This window comes from Streptomonospora sediminis, from assembly GCF_054778995.1.
The window spans coordinates 23,250-37,601 of sequence record NZ_BAAGYZ010000077.1; the positions used below are offsets into that span (position 1 = coordinate 23,250).

Annotated in this window: 13 protein-coding genes; 1 reads left to right on the top strand and 12 read right to left on the bottom strand. The window is 69.1% G+C overall.

From position 1 onward, the window contains the following. Positions 1 to 20: 20 nt before the first annotated feature. The 9 genes from rodA to ACYVD5_RS15685 all read right to left on the bottom strand — a co-directional run bounded on the left by rodA (position 21) and on the right by ACYVD5_RS15685 (position 10,168). Entirely contained in the window at positions 21 to 1,190 is a 1,170-nt protein-coding gene (gene rodA / locus ACYVD5_RS15645) for a rod shape-determining protein RodA (RefSeq protein ID WP_461001775.1), read from the bottom strand. 21 nt (positions 1,191 to 1,211) lie between these two features. Further along, complete coding sequence (gene mrdA / locus ACYVD5_RS15650) at positions 1,212 to 3,305, bottom strand: penicillin-binding protein 2 (protein WP_461001776.1); 2,094 nt, start codon at positions 3,303 to 3,305, stop codon at positions 1,212 to 1,214. Positions 3,306 to 3,412: 107 nt separating this feature from the next. Continuing rightward, positions 3,413 to 3,949 carry a rod shape-determining protein MreD gene (gene mreD, locus ACYVD5_RS15655; protein ID WP_461001777.1) on the bottom strand — a complete coding sequence of 179 codons (537 nt, stop codon included), beginning with the start codon at positions 3,947 to 3,949 and terminating at the stop codon, positions 3,413 to 3,415. Further along, positions 3,946 to 4,947: a rod shape-determining protein MreC gene (mreC, locus tag ACYVD5_RS15660; protein ID WP_461001778.1), complete on the bottom strand. Its 1,002-nt coding sequence runs from the start codon at positions 4,945 to 4,947 to the stop codon at positions 3,946 to 3,948. The genes mreD and mreC overlap by 4 nt, the downstream gene beginning before the upstream one ends. Position 4,948: 1 nt before the next feature. Next, entirely contained in the window at positions 4,949 to 5,983 is a 1,035-nt protein-coding gene (locus ACYVD5_RS15665; RefSeq protein ID WP_461001779.1) for a rod shape-determining protein, read from the bottom strand. A gap of 200 nt (positions 5,984 to 6,183) precedes the next feature. Beyond that, positions 6,184 to 6,594 (bottom strand): nucleoside-diphosphate kinase, encoded by a 411-nt coding sequence (ndk, locus tag ACYVD5_RS15670; protein WP_461001780.1) that lies wholly within the window; start codon positions 6,592 to 6,594, stop codon positions 6,184 to 6,186. A 306-nt stretch (positions 6,595 to 6,900) separates the two neighbouring features. Beyond that, positions 6,901 to 7,239: a DUF4233 domain-containing protein gene (locus ACYVD5_RS15675; protein ID WP_461001836.1), complete on the bottom strand. Its 339-nt coding sequence runs from the start codon at positions 7,237 to 7,239 to the stop codon at positions 6,901 to 6,903. A gap of 2 nt (positions 7,240 to 7,241) precedes the next feature. Next, positions 7,242 to 8,585 carry a bifunctional folylpolyglutamate synthase/dihydrofolate synthase gene (locus ACYVD5_RS15680; protein ID WP_461001781.1) on the bottom strand — a complete coding sequence of 448 codons (1,344 nt, stop codon included), beginning with the start codon at positions 8,583 to 8,585 and terminating at the stop codon, positions 7,242 to 7,244. 140 nt (positions 8,586 to 8,725) lie between these two features. Next, positions 8,726 to 10,168 carry an LVIVD repeat-containing protein gene (locus tag ACYVD5_RS15685; protein ID WP_461001782.1) on the bottom strand — a complete coding sequence of 481 codons (1,443 nt, stop codon included), beginning with the start codon at positions 10,166 to 10,168 and terminating at the stop codon, positions 8,726 to 8,728. A gap of 326 nt (positions 10,169 to 10,494) precedes the next feature. Here ACYVD5_RS15685 and ACYVD5_RS15690 point away from each other — a divergent pair, with 326 nt between their 5' ends. Beyond that, the gene (locus ACYVD5_RS15690; RefSeq protein WP_461001783.1) at positions 10,495 to 11,232 is read left to right on the top strand and encodes a DUF305 domain-containing protein; all 738 of its coding nucleotides are present in this window, start codon (positions 10,495 to 10,497) and stop codon (positions 11,230 to 11,232) included. A 55-nt stretch (positions 11,233 to 11,287) separates the two neighbouring features. Here the strand turns inward: ACYVD5_RS15690 and clpX are convergent, their stop codons facing one another. The 3 genes from clpX to ACYVD5_RS15705 form a co-directional block, all read right to left on the bottom strand. Continuing rightward, positions 11,288 to 12,568, bottom strand: coding sequence for an ATP-dependent Clp protease ATP-binding subunit ClpX (clpX, locus tag ACYVD5_RS15695; protein ID WP_461001784.1), 1,281 nt, complete (start codon positions 12,566 to 12,568; stop codon positions 11,288 to 11,290). A gap of 248 nt (positions 12,569 to 12,816) precedes the next feature. Beyond that, a complete protein-coding gene (locus tag ACYVD5_RS15700) occupies positions 12,817 to 13,476 on the bottom strand; it encodes an ATP-dependent Clp protease proteolytic subunit (RefSeq protein WP_461001837.1) in 660 nt (219 codons plus the stop codon). A gap of 47 nt (positions 13,477 to 13,523) precedes the next feature. Beyond that, a complete protein-coding gene (locus tag ACYVD5_RS15705; RefSeq protein WP_461001785.1) occupies positions 13,524 to 14,153 on the bottom strand; it encodes an ATP-dependent Clp protease proteolytic subunit in 630 nt (209 codons plus the stop codon). Positions 14,154 to 14,352 lie beyond the last annotated feature (199 nt).

Genomic DNA, 14,352 nt, shown 5'->3' on the forward strand with positions numbered 1-14,352 from the left:
CGCTACTCCGCCGCGAGCGGTCAGTGGACCCGGCGGTCGCGCGCGTGCACGTTGAGCACCAGGCCCAGCACCACCATGTTGGCGACGGTGGCCGTGCCGCCGTAGGACACGAACGGCAGCGGGACACCGGTGATCGGGCTGACCCCCAGGGTCATGCCGATGTTGATGAAGCTCTGGAACCCCAGCCAGGCCGCCGCGCCGATGCACACCATGCGGGCGTAGGGCTCCTCGCAGCCGGCTGCGACCCGCAGGATCCGCCACAGCACGAAGACGGTCAGGCCGATGATGGCCGCCCCGCCCACGAAGCCCAGCTCCTCGCCGGCGACCGTGAAGATGAAGTCGGTGTGCTGCTCGGGCACGAACCGGCCGCGGGTGTGCTCGCCCTGGAACAGACCGGTGCCGTTGAGACCGCCGGAGCCCACCGCGATCATCGACTGGTTGGCGTTGTAGCCGGCGCCGCGCGGATCGGCGCCGGGGTCGATGAACGTGGTGAAGCGTTCCAGCTGGTAATCCTTGAGCAGGCCGAACCACCACACGCTGAAAGCCGCGAGGAGCCCGCAGCCGATGAGGCCGCCCACCCACCGCACGGGCGCCCCCGACAGCGCGAGCATGCCCAGGTAGGTGCCCGTGAGCACCATTGCGGTGCCCAGGTCGGGCTGGCCCAGGATGAGCCCCAGCGGCACCGCCAGTACGGCGAGGCTGAACAGGACATCGCGGCTGGTGGGCGCGTACTCGCCGTCGCGGGGCTCGCCCAGCAGCATCGCCACGGCCAGCACCAGCCCCACCTTGGCGATTTCGCCGGGCTGCATCTGCAGGGGCCCCACGACCAGCCAGGAACGCGACCCGTTGATGGTCTCGCCCAGTGGTGTCAGCACCAGGAGCAGACCCAGCGCGGCAACGCCGTAGATGAAGGGCGCATACGCGCGGGAAACCCGGAAGTCCACCGCCGCCACGGCCAGCAGTGCGACCGCGCCGACGGCCAGGTGTATCGCCTGGCGTTCGACGTGGCCGACAGCGGCCGCCGGGTCGGTGGGGTCGTAGGTGGCCGACCACACCAGCAGGATGCCGATCGCGGACAGTCCTGCGACGGCGACCAGCATCGGCCAGTCGAGCCGGCGCGGCGCCGACGTGGCGATCAGCCGCCCGGCGCGGTCGGCCAGGCTCGGCGGGTACGGGCTGGGAATGGTCATCGGTTACCGCCAGCGGTCTCGTCAGTTGTCGTCGGGCGGCGCGATCGAGCCGTCCTCGCGGACACTCGGCAGTTCCTCGGGCGGTTCGCCCCCCTTGAGCGCGGGACCGGCAGCGGCGGAGCCGCCGCCTGTGTCCTTGGAGCCGGCTTTGGCCGAGAGGCCGTAGATGCCCTCGTAGATCTCGCGGGCCACCGGAGCCGCCGCGGTACCGCCGGTCCCCGCCTGCGGGAGCATCACCACCACCGCGAACTGCGGGTCGTCGGCGGGTGCGTAGGACGCGAACCAGGCGGAGTCCTCGCGGCCCAGCATGGTTGCCGTACCGGTCTTGCCCGCGATCGAGACCCGGCCCTGCGGGAACCCGTCGAAGGCGCCTGCTGCGGTGCCGTCCTTGGGTACCTGGGTCAGCGCGTCCTGGATGTACTCCAGGGTCCGGTCTTTGACCGGCAGCTCGCCGGCCTTGACGGGTTCGATCTCCTCGACCCGCTCGCCGTCGGGCGAGAGGAACGCGCGGCCCACCCGCGGCTCGTACACCGTGCCGCCGTTGGCGATGGCGGCGTAGGCGCGCGCCAGTTGCAGCGGGGTGACCAGCACGTCGCCCTGGCCGATGGCGAAGTTGATGGCGTCGCCGGCACGCCAGCGGTCGCCGTCGACGCAGTGCTCGTGGGCGGCGCGTTTCAGGTAGGAAGCCCGTGCGGGGTCCTCCTTGGCCACGTCGGGATAGCCCTTTTTGGCCATCTTGCAGCTGTGGTCGCGGGTTTCCTTCCAGTATTTGCGCTTCCACTCGCGGTCGGGGATGCGTCCGGCGGACTCGTGCGGCAGGTCGACACCGGTGGGCGCGTCGAATCCGAATCCGCGGGCCATTTCGGCCATGCCGTCTTCGGGTTTCTTCTTGGGCGAGGTACCGCCGTCCTCTGCCCACATGTCGTAGCCGAGCTGGTAGAAGACGGTGTTGCAGGAGACGGTGATGGCCTTGCGCAGGCTGATCGTGCCGTACCCGCCGCCCTCGAAGTTCTGCCAGGACCGGTTGGCCAGGCCGATCGAGCCCGGGCAGCTGTAGGAACCGTTGAGCGACGCGCCGTTTTCGACCGCGGCGGCCAGCGAGGTGGGCTTGAACGTCGAGCCGGGCGGGAACTGGCCCTGCAGCGCGCGCGAGATCAGCGGTTCGCCCGCTTCGTCGCTGAGCAGCCGGTTGTAGGTTTTTGCATCGATTCCGCCGTTCCACACCTCGGGGTTGTAGGTGGGCTCGCTGGCCATGGCGACCACCCGTCCGGTGCGCACGTCCAGGACCACGGCCGCGCCGGCGTCGGTCGGTTTGCCCTGGTTCTGCGCCTTCTGCACGGCGCGCGCCAGTGCGTCTTCGGTGAGCCGCTGCACGCGGGTGTCGATGGTGGTGACCAGGTGCATGCCGGGTTCGGGCGGCGTGTGCGAGGTTGTGCCGCGCACGTCGCCCTGGCTCGACACGGACAGGATGCGTTCGCCGGAGTCGCCGCGCAGCCGTTTGTCGTAGACCGCCTCAAGGCCGTCGCGGCCCACCCGGTCCACACCGCTGAACTCGGCGCGCAGGTCCTCGCGGGCCTCGAACTCCTCCTGGGTGATGGGCTGCAGGTAGCCCAGCATCTGCGCCGCGAGCTTGTCGTTGGGGTACTCGCGCACGGCCATCTGCTGGGCGGAGATTCCGGGGAACTCGGTCTTGCGCTCCATGATCTCCAGGGCGGCTCGCGGCTCGATGTCCTCGGCCAGCGGGATGGGCTGGTACGGCGAGCCCTGCCAGCACGGGCGGCCGGTCTCGGGCCCGCACAGCCGCACCCGGCCGCGCAGCCGTTTGTAGGGTTCGCCGAGCAGGTCGGCGACCTTGCGCAGCACGGCCTCGCCGTCGTCATCCTGGTTGAGCAGGGCGTGGTAATCGGCGGTAACGGTCAGCACGGTGCGGTTGCGCACCAGCGGGCGGCCCGAGGAGTCCAGGATGCGGCCGCGCACCGCGGGCTGGATCAGCTTCTGGGTGTGGCTGGCCAGCGCCAACTCCTGGTAGTGGTCGGCCATGGGCACCTGCATGTGCCACATGCGGGCCGTCAGCGCGGCGAACAGGGCCAGTACCAGCAGCTGCACGGCGAGCATGCTGCCCCGGCGCGCCGTACGCGGCCGGGTCGAGGCGGCCGGCGCCCAGGGGCTCTGATGGTGCCGCCCGCTCAGCAGTCTTCGCCTGCCAAGTGGTCTCATCTCCCCTATCCCTTCGCGGTGGTCCAGGGCACGGGCAGGTCGTCGCGGACTTCGCCGGACAGCCGGCGCATCACCGGCATCAGCGGGAGCAGCACCACCGGAGAGGCCAGCAGGGTGGTCGCCGCGCCGGCGAGCACCACCCACAGCGCATCCGGCAGCGCCGAACGGGAGTCGCCCAGCACCAATCCGATGAGCGCGAAGCCCGCCGACACCCCCAGCGCGGTGCAGGCGGCCACCAGGTAGGGGCCCAGCCCCGAGCGCACGCTGAAGTCGCGGATGGAGGCGATCAGGTAGCCGGCCAGGCACAGCAGCAGCGCGGTGCGGCCGATCTCGTGGTCGGCCGGCGGCAGTACGTCCACCGCCAGTCCGCCGGCGAAGCCGAACGCCGCCGCAGCGGCCGGTGTGGACCACAGCGCGATGCCGGTGACCACGAGCAGCACCAGATCGGGTGGCGGCACCCAGGGCAGCGGCGCCCGGTTGACGACCGCCGTCTGCAGAAGCACCGCGGCCAGCACCAGCAGGGCCGAGACCGTCGCCTTCATCGTCCGCCCTCTCCGCCGTTGCCATTACCGCCGTCGCCGCCGTTGCCATCGCCGGAACCGGAGCCGGAGTCTCCGCCGTCCGAGGCCTTCTCGCTGCCCTCTGCCCCCGGGGCGTCTCGCTTGGGCCCCGGCAGGAGGGAGTCGCGGGGGTCACCCTCGGGTCCGGCCACGATGACCCCCACGACATCTAGTGATCCGAAGTCGACTGCAGGATCGGCGCGCCCGGTGCGGGTCAGTTTCGCCGGAGTGTCCTCGACCTCGGTGATCGTTCCAATGGGCACGCCGGGCACGAACGGCGCGCCCTCGTGCGATCCCAGCGTGACCAGGCGCTGGCCGCTCTTCATCCGCGCCTCGGTGCTCATCAGCTGGACCTGCAGCGGTTTGCCGTCGCCGATACCGCTGGAGTCGCCCTTGGCCACGCCGATCTCGCGGGAGTCCTCCAGCCGGGCGCCCACCGCCGAGTCCTGTCCGGTCACCAGCATCACCGTGGCCGTGGCTCCGCCCGCCTGGATCACCCGGCCCACCAGGCCGTCGCCGTTGACGACGGTCATGCTCGGCCGGACACCGTCGTGGCGCCCCACGTCGAGGGTGACCGTGTCGGAGAACCCGCGCGCGGTCACCCGGGTGACCGCCTGGGCGGGCACGACCTCGTAGCCGCCCTTCCCTGCGAGCTTGAGCATGTCGCGCAGCTCCTGCGCGCGGTCGGCGTCGGTCTCTTGGCCCCGCAGCCGCGACCGCAGCTCCTTGTTGCGTTCCTGGAGCTTCTCGATGCGCGCGCCGGCGTCCGGTGCCGCGGCCAGGGTTTCGACGGTGCCCGATACCGGATCGGCCACCGCGGAGACCCCCTTCGACACCGGGTGGAAGGCGACCTCGCCGACTGTGCGCGCCGCGCTGGTGACGGGGTTGGCGCCCTCGCGCGAGTCCAGCACGACCAGGACCAGTGACAGGGCGGCGAGGACCCCGACGACCAGCCGTGCGCGCGAACCGTCGCGCCCCATGTCAGCGCCGCCGCTCGGGAACGAGGACCTGGCTGAGCCGCTCGTAGTTCTCGACGCAGGTGCCCGAGCCCACCGCCACCGAGTCCAGTGCGTTCTCGGCGACGTGGATGGGCATGCCGGTCTCGTGGCGGAGCCGGCCGTCGAGCCCGGCCAGCAGCGCGCCGCCGCCGGTGACGGCCACGCCCCGGTCCATGACGTCGCCGGAGAGCTCCGGCGGGCACTTGTCCAGGGTGGTGCGTACCGCATCGATGATGGCGGTGACCGGCTCATCGATCGCCTGGCGGATGTCGGCCGCCGACATCACCACGGTCTTGGGCAGCCCGCTGATCAGGTCGCGGCCGCGCACCTCGGCGTGCAGTTCCTCGCCCCCGTTCGGGTAGGCGGAGCCGATGGCGACCTTGATCTCCTCGGCGGTGCGCTCGCCGATCAGCAGCGAGTACTCCTTCTTCACGTAGGTCATCACGGACTGGTCGAGTTCGTCGCCGCCCACCCGGATGGATTGCGAGGTGACGATGCCGCCCATCGAGATGACCGCGACCTCGGTGGTGCCGCCGCCGATGTCGACGACCATGTTGCCGGTGGGCTCGTGGACGGGCAGTCCGGCGCCGATGGCCGCGGCCATGGGTTCCTCGATGATGTAGACCCGCCGCGCGCCGGCCTGGTAGCCGGCCTCCTTGACCGCCCGGTGCTCCACGGAGGTGATGCCGCTGGGCACCGCCACGATGATGCGCGGTTTGGCGAAGTGGCGGCGGCGGTGGATCTTCTGGATGAAGTACCGCAGCATGCGCTCGGTGATCTCGAAGTCGGCGATGACCCCGTCCTTGAGCGGACGGACGGCGGTGATGCTGCTGGGTGTGCGGCCGATCATCTGCTTGGCCTCGATACCCACCGCGACGATCTTGCCCGTGGCGGCGTTCAGTGCGACGACGGAGGGCTCGTTGAGCACGATCCCGCGGCCGCGGACGTAGACGAGTGTGTTGGCTGTCCCGAGGTCGACCGCCATATCGCGGCCCAGAAAGGCGAGGTTATTGGTCATGAAGCGTCCTCAGCGGCACGAAACGGGTGAGGCCCTCACAGGGCGGTCAATACGGACTCGTTCCAGTACGGATGTGGATCCAGTACCCGTATCGTAACGCTGCGGAGTCGATCGACTACGCAAACACTCCGGATGGATCGTGTGCTCAGAAACCAAAAAAGCGCCGGGCACGGCCCGGCGCACAGGGGAAAACGGTCGGATCAGCCCCGCAGATCAGGGAAGAACAGCTTGATCTCGCGCTCGGCGGAGTAGGTGGAGTCCGAGCCGTGCACGATGTTCTGCTGCACCTCCAGAGCAAAGTCGCCGCGGATGGTTCCGGGGCCCGCGGCGATGGGGTCGGTGGCTCCGGCCAACGCGCGGAAGGCCTCGACGGCGCGCTCGCCCTCGACCACCATGGCCACCAGCGGGCCGCCGGTGATGAACTCCACCAGCGAGCCGAAGAACGGCCGCTCGGCGTGCTCTTCGTAGTGGGTCTTGGCGGTGTCGGCGTCCAGCGTGCGCAGGTCCATCGCGGCGATCTTGAGGCCGCGGCGCTCGATCCGCGAGATCACCTCGCCGATGATGCTGCGCTCTACGCCGTCGGGCTTGATCAGGACAAGGGTGCGCTCCACGGTGCTGTTACTCCTCGGCAGTCGGTGTGCAGGATCGGGCAAAAGGCCGGGATCGGCACCGGGCTGCACCCGACGCGCGGCCGACCGCTCCATGGGCGGGAACGAATGGACCGCGGTCCGGCGGCGCCGGCGGGGCAGCGGCCCGCTGCGCGCTCGGCGCAACGGGCACACGGGTGCGCCGCTCGCGCTCGCTGCGGACCAACCCGTCGAACACACCCCGGCCGTGGTCACCTTACCGCTTCGGCCGCTCGCCCCGAGCCGCCGCAGAACCGCACCCGCGGCCGGGCGGGCGTGCAGCGCTGAACGCTACCCCTGCTGAACCCGCTCGCGCGCCGCGGCCTGGGCGTCGGTGCGCCGCCCCAGCAGCACCCCGGCCACCCACAGCGCCAGGAAGATTACGCCGAGGATCGCCAGCCCCGGCACCACAAAGCTGCTGACCACGAACGCCACCTGCAGCACCCAGGCCGCGTAGTATGCCCAGCCGAAGCGCTGCAGCGCGCTCAGCACCAGCGCGACGACCGCCAAGCCGCCCCACACGCCGCCGGCGACCGCCGCCGGGATACCGGCGACCTGGATCGCCACGGGTACGGCGAGCCCGATGACCACGGCCTCGATGGCCAGCACCACCGCACACAGCCTGCGCATGGTCACTCCCCCTTGATCAGGTGGCGGGCGTCGCCGGCGGTGACGACGGATCCCGTGATGAGCACGCCGGTGCCGCTGGGTTCGCCTTCGGCCTCGGCCAGGGCGATGGCGGCGTCGATGGCGTCGTCCAGCCGCTCGGCGCGGTGCACGCGGTCGGCACCGAAGACGGACTCGGCCACCCGGCCGAGGTCGTCCATCGCAAGGCTGCGCCCCGAGGAGTTGCGGGTGAGCACGATCTCGCTGAGCACGGGCTCAAGCGGCTCCAGGATCCCCTCGACGTCCTTATCGGCCATGACCGCCACGACTCCGATGAGCCGTACGAAGTCGAACTCCTCCTGCACGGCCGCAACCGCCGCGGTCATCCCCGCCGGGTTGTGGGCCGCGTCGACGAGCACGGTGGGCGTGGTGCGCAGGATCTCCATGCGGCCCGGCGACTCGACACCGGCCAGCGCCTCGCCGACCAGCTCAGGGTCGAGCCGGTCGTCGGTCTCGCCGGGTGCGAACGCCTCGACGGCGGCCACCGCGACGGCGGCGTTGCCCGCCTGGTGCGCGCCGAACAGGGGCAGGAACAGGCCCTCGTAGCCGCCGCGCAATCCCTTCAACGAGACCTGCTGGCCGCCAACTGCGATCCCGCGCTCGGCAACGCCGAACTCCAGGCCTTCGCGTGCGACCTGCGCCCCGATCTCGGACACGTAGCGCATCAGCACCTCCGCGGCGGCCAGCGGCTGCTGGGCGAGCACGGCGATGGAGTCGGGCTTGATGATGCCCGCTTTCTCCTCGGCGATGCCCTCGACCGTGTCGGGCAGGAACTCGGTGTGGTCGATGGCGATGGGGGTGACCACGGCGACATCGGCATCGATGACGTTGGTGGCGTCCCACGCGCCGCCCATGCCGACCTCGACCACCGCCACGTCGACCGGGGTGTCGGCGAACAGGGCATAGGCCATACCCGTCAGCACCTCGAAGAAGGACAGCGGGACCTCGTGGGAGGAGTCGACCAGGTCCAGGTAGGGCCGGATGTCGTTGTAGGCCTCGACGAAGCGTTCCTCGCTGACCGGTTCGCCGTCGATGACGACGCGTTCGCGCATCGTACGCAGGTGCGGGCTGGTGTAGCGGCCCACGCGCAGATGGCGTTCGCGCAGCAGCGCGTCGATGATCCGGGCTGTTGAGGACTTGCCGTTGGTACCGGTGATGTGGATGGTCCGGTAGCTGCGCTGGGGATCGCCCAGCACGTCCATCAGGGCGCGGATCCGCTCGGTCGAGGGGTCGATGTCGGTTTCGACCCTGCGGGCGGTGATCTCAGCGACGGCCCGGTTGTACTGCTCGTGGATATCGGCCTCGCTCACAGCGCGGCCGGCTGTTCTGGGGTGCACACATACCCAGCGTACTCACCCCGCCGACCGTGCCGGTGCCCGGCACGCACCGCACCCGCCGCCCCAGATCGGGTGCGGCGGGTGCGTTCCGGTGCGTGCGGCGGTTCGCTCGGCTAGTGCCCGCGTCCCGGGCGGTAGCGCGGCTGGCTCTGCGGGTTGAACTCGTCGTAATGGACGTTCTCGGCCTGCTTCAGCCGGCGGTCGTCGAGCTTCAGCACGTCGAAGCCCTGCTGGATGTCGGAGGAGTAGACGTGCCCGTTGTAGTAGTAGGCCGACCAGGAACCGGCGACCTGCAACTTGTCGCTGTAGGACCCGCGGTCGAAGTAGCCGATCTCGCGCGGGTTCTCAGGGTCGTTGAAGTCGATGACCGAGACTCCGCCCTGGTACCAGGACTGCACGAAGTAGTCCTTGCCCGGAACCGGGATCAGCGAGCCGTTGTGGGCCACGCAGTTCTCGGTGTCGGCCTGGTGGCGGTCGATCTTGAAGTAGCTCTCGAACTCCAGCCTGGGGTTCTTCTTGCCGCCCTTGAGGCTGTAGACGGCGTCGGCGCCGCGGTTGGGGCCGACCTCCTCGTTGCAGGTGGCGGCACCGCCGCCGCCGAGCTCGTCGGTGAAGATGACGGTCTTGGCGGTGTTGCTGAAGGTGGCCGAGTGGTAGAAGGCGAAGTTGTCGTCGGTCACCCGCTCGGTGACCCGGGGTTCGACCGGGTCGCTGATGTCCATCAGCACGCCGTCGCCCATGCAGGCGCCCGCGGCCATGTCCTTGCCGGGCAGCACGGTGATGTCGTGGCAGCCGGTGGTGGGCAGCAGCAGGCCTTCCTGGTCCTCGTTGCCGCCGTCGGGGAACATCACCGGCTTGTTGACCACCTCGGCCGATGCCGGGTCGTCCTTGTCGACCTCGATCACCGAGATCTTGTCGTGCGGCGGCCGGCAGTTCGGGTAGTCCTCGGCGGGCGAGTAGGAGGACACGTAGATGTAGTCGGTACCGCGGTCGCCGGGCACCAGTGTGTTGGTGTGCGAACCGCAGTCGGTCGGCACGGCCGACACGTACTCGGGGGCCGACTTGTCGGAGATATCGAAGATCCGGATGCCCTCGAACGCGTCGGCGTCGGCCGGTGTGCTCGACGGTGCGCCGCAGTCCTCGCCGGCGCGCGGGTAGTCGACCGAGAAGTAGAGCAGGTCGCCGCTGACCGACACGTCGCCCTGGCCGCCTTCGCACAGCACCTGGCTTGCGACCTGCGGTGATTCCGGATTGGAGATGTCGTAGATCGTGAAGCCGTTGTAGTTGCCGTCGATGGCGTAGTCGCCGGTGAAAGCAAGATCAGAATTGAAAGCGGCCTCGTCGGCGAAAGGTCCCTCTTTGGGCAGATTCGCCAGGTGAACGACATTTTCGCTGGTACTGACGTCGTCGGAGGCTGAATCGGCGCCCGCGGCCGGTGCGAAAGCGGTCGCGGCGACCAGCGCGGCGGCGCCTGCAGCGCCGGCAGCGCCTGTAGCAGCGCTGAAACCGCGCCGACGGTTGCGCCGCGAACGGAACGGCCAGGGGGATGTCGACATGTGGACTCCTTATCCGATGCATCCCGAGTGATGAGAAAATACCCAGCCTGGGGTTGTGTTGTACAGGGGAGCATCTCGACGGAACCGGGATTCGACAATCGGCTATCGTCAGCGACCGCCATTGCGCAACACGCCGGTTTATCCGAAAACATTGCCTTTCACCTGGCCGGATACTGCTCAGCAGGAGCTTCGCGCCGCGCCGGAACCTGCGCAGCCGACCGCATCCGCCCCGCGGGCCGCACTGGACAAACGGCGGGCGCGGTGAGTAAACAATCCTGCAAGGCGGTCCGCGGGGCCGCTCCGCCCCCTTGCGAAAAGGAGCCCACGTGCGGCACCGGGTCGCGGCGGCCACCGCCGCCATCGTTCTCACCGGCCTGACAGCCTGCACCGGCGGCTCATCGGCCGTCGGCAGCCCGCCGGTGCTCGCACCGGGTTCGCCCGGGGAGTCGGCCTCGGCCGCCTCGCAGGACCAGCTCGACGCCGCCGCGGCGGGCCTGGAGCACAACAAGGCCGATGTCACCTACGTGCTGATGATGATCGAGCACCACCACCAGGCACTGGTCATGACCGATATGGTCCCCGACCGTGTCCACAGCGGCGACCTGGCCAAGATCGCCGACCGGATCGCGGCGGCTCAGGAACCCGAGATCGAGGCGATGGAGGCGTGGATGGAGCAGAACGTCTACGGCCCCGCCGAGGACAATCCGGATGCGTCCGGGTTCTGCGCCCACGGCCCCGACGGCGGGCACGGGGGCCATGCATCGGGCCCGCCACAGGGCTCGGGCAAGGGTTCGAAGGGGTCCGGCTGCCCGGTGAACCTCGACCACGACGACATGCCCGGCATGGCCGATCAGCAGCAGCTCGACGAGCTGCGGGCCGCCGAAGGCCCGGAGTTCGACCGGAAGTTCGTGGAACTGATGACCGCCCACCACGAGGGCGCGATCACGATGGCCGAAGAGGCCTCCAGCGAGGGCAAGCACCCGGAGGTACTGCGCATGGCCGGCGATGTCATCGCCGAGCAGACCGCCGACATCAACCGCATGGACGAGATCATCGGCGGCTGAAGCACCGTATCGGCCTCAGCCGCCGATTGCGCACGCCCCGCGGCGCGGGGGTTGCTCAGGCGCTCTTCTCTTCGCGTTCGGGCCCGCGCTTGGTGCGCGGCACGATGGTGGGGTTCACGTGCTCCAACACCGCCTCGCGGGTGATGATGACCTGGCCGACGTCCTCGCGGCTGGGGACCTCGTACATCACCGACAGCAGCACTTCCTCGATGATGGCGCGCAGACCGCGCGCGCCGGTGCCGCGGATGATGCCCTGCTCGGCGATGGCGTCGAGCGCGTCGTCGCTGAACTGCAGCTCGACGTTGTCCAGCTCGAAGAGCCGCTGGTACTGCTTGACCAGCGCGTTGCGGGGTTCGGTGAGGATCTGGATCAGCGCCTGGCGGTCCAGGTTGTGCACGCTGGTGATGACCGGGAGGCGGCCCACGAACTCCGGGATCATCCCGAACTTCAGCAGGTCCTCGGGCATGACCTCGGCCAACTGGTCGGTGTCGTCCTCGCCGCTGGTGGCCGAGGGGCGCAGCACCGCGTTGAAGCCCATGCCCTGCTTGCCCACCCGGGACTCGATGAGTTTCTCCAGCCCGGCGAAGGCGCCACCGCAGATGAACAGCACGTTGGTGGTGTCGATCTGGATGAACTCCTGATGGGGGTGCTTGCGCCCGCCCTGCGGCGGCACGCTGGCGGTGGTGCCCTCAAGTATTTTCAGCAGCGCCTGCTGCACACCCTCGCCCGACACGTCGCGGGTGATCGACGGGTTCTCGCTCTTGCGGGCGACCTTGTCGACCTCGTCGATGTAGATGATGCCGGTCTCGGCCTTTTTGACGTCGTAGTCGGCGGCCTGGATCAGCTTCAGCAGGATGTTCTCGACGTCCTCGCCCACGTAGCCGGCCTCGGTCAGCGCGGTGGCGTCGGCGATGGCGAAGGGGACGTTGAGGATCTTGGCCAGAGTCTGGGCGAGCAGCGTCTTACCGGAACCGGTGGGGCCCAGCAGCAGGATGTTGGACTTCGCGATCTCAACATCCTCTTCGCGCGGGCGGTCCCCCTCGGACTGGACACGCTTGTAGTGGTTGTAGACGGCGACCGACAGGGCCTTCTTCGCCTGCTCCTGGCCGATCACGTAAGAGTCGAGGAACTCGTAGATCTCACGCGGCTTGGGAAGGCTGTCCCACTTCATCTCGGTGGAGTCGGCGAGTTCCTCTTCGATGATCTCGTTGCACAGGTCGATGCACTCATCGCAGATGTAGACACCCGGGCCGGCAATGAGCTTCTTCACCTGCTTCTGGCTCTTGCCGCAGAACGAGCACTTCAGCAGGTCTCCACCGTCGCCGATGCGTGCCACCCAGCCACTCCTTAAAACGTAGGCCACCCCGTCATCGGCCACCCGGCGGTGCCGCGAAAGCGGATGACGTGCCCTCTGTGCGAGCAAGCTACCGCTTCTGCAGGATATGCCCTCCGGGCGGACGATGGGCGGGGCGATCTGTGCGTCGCTCCTCCGAGACTAAGCGAAGTTGCGGACCGGCTTGCCCACGCCTCGGCCAACGGCGTGTGGCCACCGGCCCGCCTCCGACGCTGGCGGCCCGGTCCGCCCTACTTCAGGGACGTCTTGCGATACGGGAGAACGTAGTCGATCATCCCGTAGTCCTTGGCGCCTTCGGCGGTGAGGATCTTGTCCCGCTCGATGTCCTTGGAGACCTGCTCCTGGGGCTGGCCGGTGTGCCTGGCGAGCGTGGTCTCCATCTGCTCGCGGATCCGCATGATCTCGTTGGCCTGGATCTCGATGTCGCTGGCCTGACCGTGAGCACCCTGGTACTCGGGCTGGTGGATCAGGATGCGGGCGTTGGGCAGGCAGCCGCGCTTGCCCGCCGTGCCGCCCGCCAGCAGCACGGCCGCAGCCGAGGCGGCCTGGCCGATGCACACCGTCTGGATGTCCGGGCGCACGAACTGCATCGTGTCGTAGATCGCCATCAGCGCGGTGAACGAGCCGCCGGGAGAGTTGATGTACATCTGGATGTCCCGGTCGGCGTCGATCTGCTCAAGCGTGATGAGCTGCGCCATGATGTCGTTCGCGGAGGTGTCGTCGATCTGCACCCCCACGAAGATGATCCGCTCTTCGAAGAGCTTGTTGTAGGGGTTCATCTCCTTGACCCCGTACGACGTGCGCTCGACGTAGGAGGGAAGGATGTAGCGGCTCTGCGGGCCCGCCGGCGCCATGCCGCCGCCGTAGGGGCTGGGGTTGTACTCGGTCATGTTCTGGCCTTCCACAGTGAACCTGTCCACACGGATGGGGTCGCCGGTCAGCTCGCCTGCTCGCCGGTCACGTCGAGGGTGCCCTCAAGCACCTCGTCGATGAATCCGTAATCCTTGGACTCCTGGGCGGTGAACCAGCGGTCGCGATCGGCGTCCTTCTCGATTTCCTCCTGGGACTGGCCCGTGTGCAGCGAGACGCGCTCGAAGAACATGCGCTTCACGTACAGCAACTGGTCGGCCAGAATGCGGACGTCGGAGGCCGTGCCCCCGATTCCGCCGGAGGGCTGGTGCATCATCACCCGGGTGTGCGGCAGCGCGTAGCGCTTGCCGGGCGCACCCGAGCACAGCAGCAGCTGGCCCATCGACGCGGCCATCCCCATGCCGACCGTGCGGACGTCGTTGGGGATGTACTGCATGACGTCGTAGATGGCCATGCCGGCGGTCACCGAACCACCCGGTGAGTTGACGTAGAGCGTGATGTCGCGCTGGCGGTCTTCGGCCGACAGCAGCAGCAGCTCACCCACGATGCGGTTGGCGATCTCGTCGTCGACCTGTTGGCCGAGGAAGACGATGCGCTGGCGCAGCAGGCGCTGGGACGTCTGCTCGTACTGCGTGGGGCTAGGCGACTCGGGCGTACGGGCTTCGATTCGCTGGGACTCGTTGGAGGTCTGCGGCACTCTCGTCACCTGCTCCGGACTCGAAACGGTTGCGACGCCTGCGACACTAACGCCCGCAGCAGCCCGGCTCGCACGTATCGCGCGCCTGTTCGCTTTGAGCGCAGGTGCCGCGGCGCCTGCCTGGTAGTTGCCATTGCGCCAGCGAGCCCCGACGCCGACCCGGTGGGCCACGGCGCGGGGCTCGCTGTACGGGGATACC

Bases quoted from the DNA above. Each gene is read 5' to 3' on its own strand.
- rodA (WP_461001775.1), bottom strand. From the start codon at position 1,190: ATGACCATTCCCAGCCCGTACCCGCCGAGCCTGGCCGACCGCGCCGGG.
- mrdA (WP_461001776.1), bottom strand. From the start codon at position 3,305: ATGCTCGCCGTGCAGCTGCTGGTACTGGCCCTGTTCGCCGCGCTGACG.
- mreD (WP_461001777.1), bottom strand. From the start codon at position 3,949: ATGAAGGCGACGGTCTCGGCCCTGCTGGTGCTGGCCGCGGTGCTTCTG.
- mreC (WP_461001778.1), bottom strand. From the start codon at position 4,947: ATGGGGCGCGACGGTTCGCGCGCACGGCTGGTCGTCGGGGTCCTCGCC.
- ACYVD5_RS15665 (WP_461001779.1), bottom strand. From the start codon at position 5,983: ATGACCAATAACCTCGCCTTTCTGGGCCGCGATATGGCGGTCGACCTC.
- ACYVD5_RS15675 (WP_461001836.1), bottom strand. From the start codon at position 7,239: ATGCGCAGGCTGTGTGCGGTGGTGCTGGCCATCGAGGCCGTGGTCATC.
- ACYVD5_RS15685 (WP_461001782.1), bottom strand. From the start codon at position 10,168: ATGTCGACATCCCCCTGGCCGTTCCGTTCGCGGCGCAACCGTCGGCGC.
- ACYVD5_RS15700 (WP_461001837.1), bottom strand. From the start codon at position 13,476: ATGACCGAGTACAACCCCAGCCCCTACGGCGGCGGCATGGCGCCGGCG.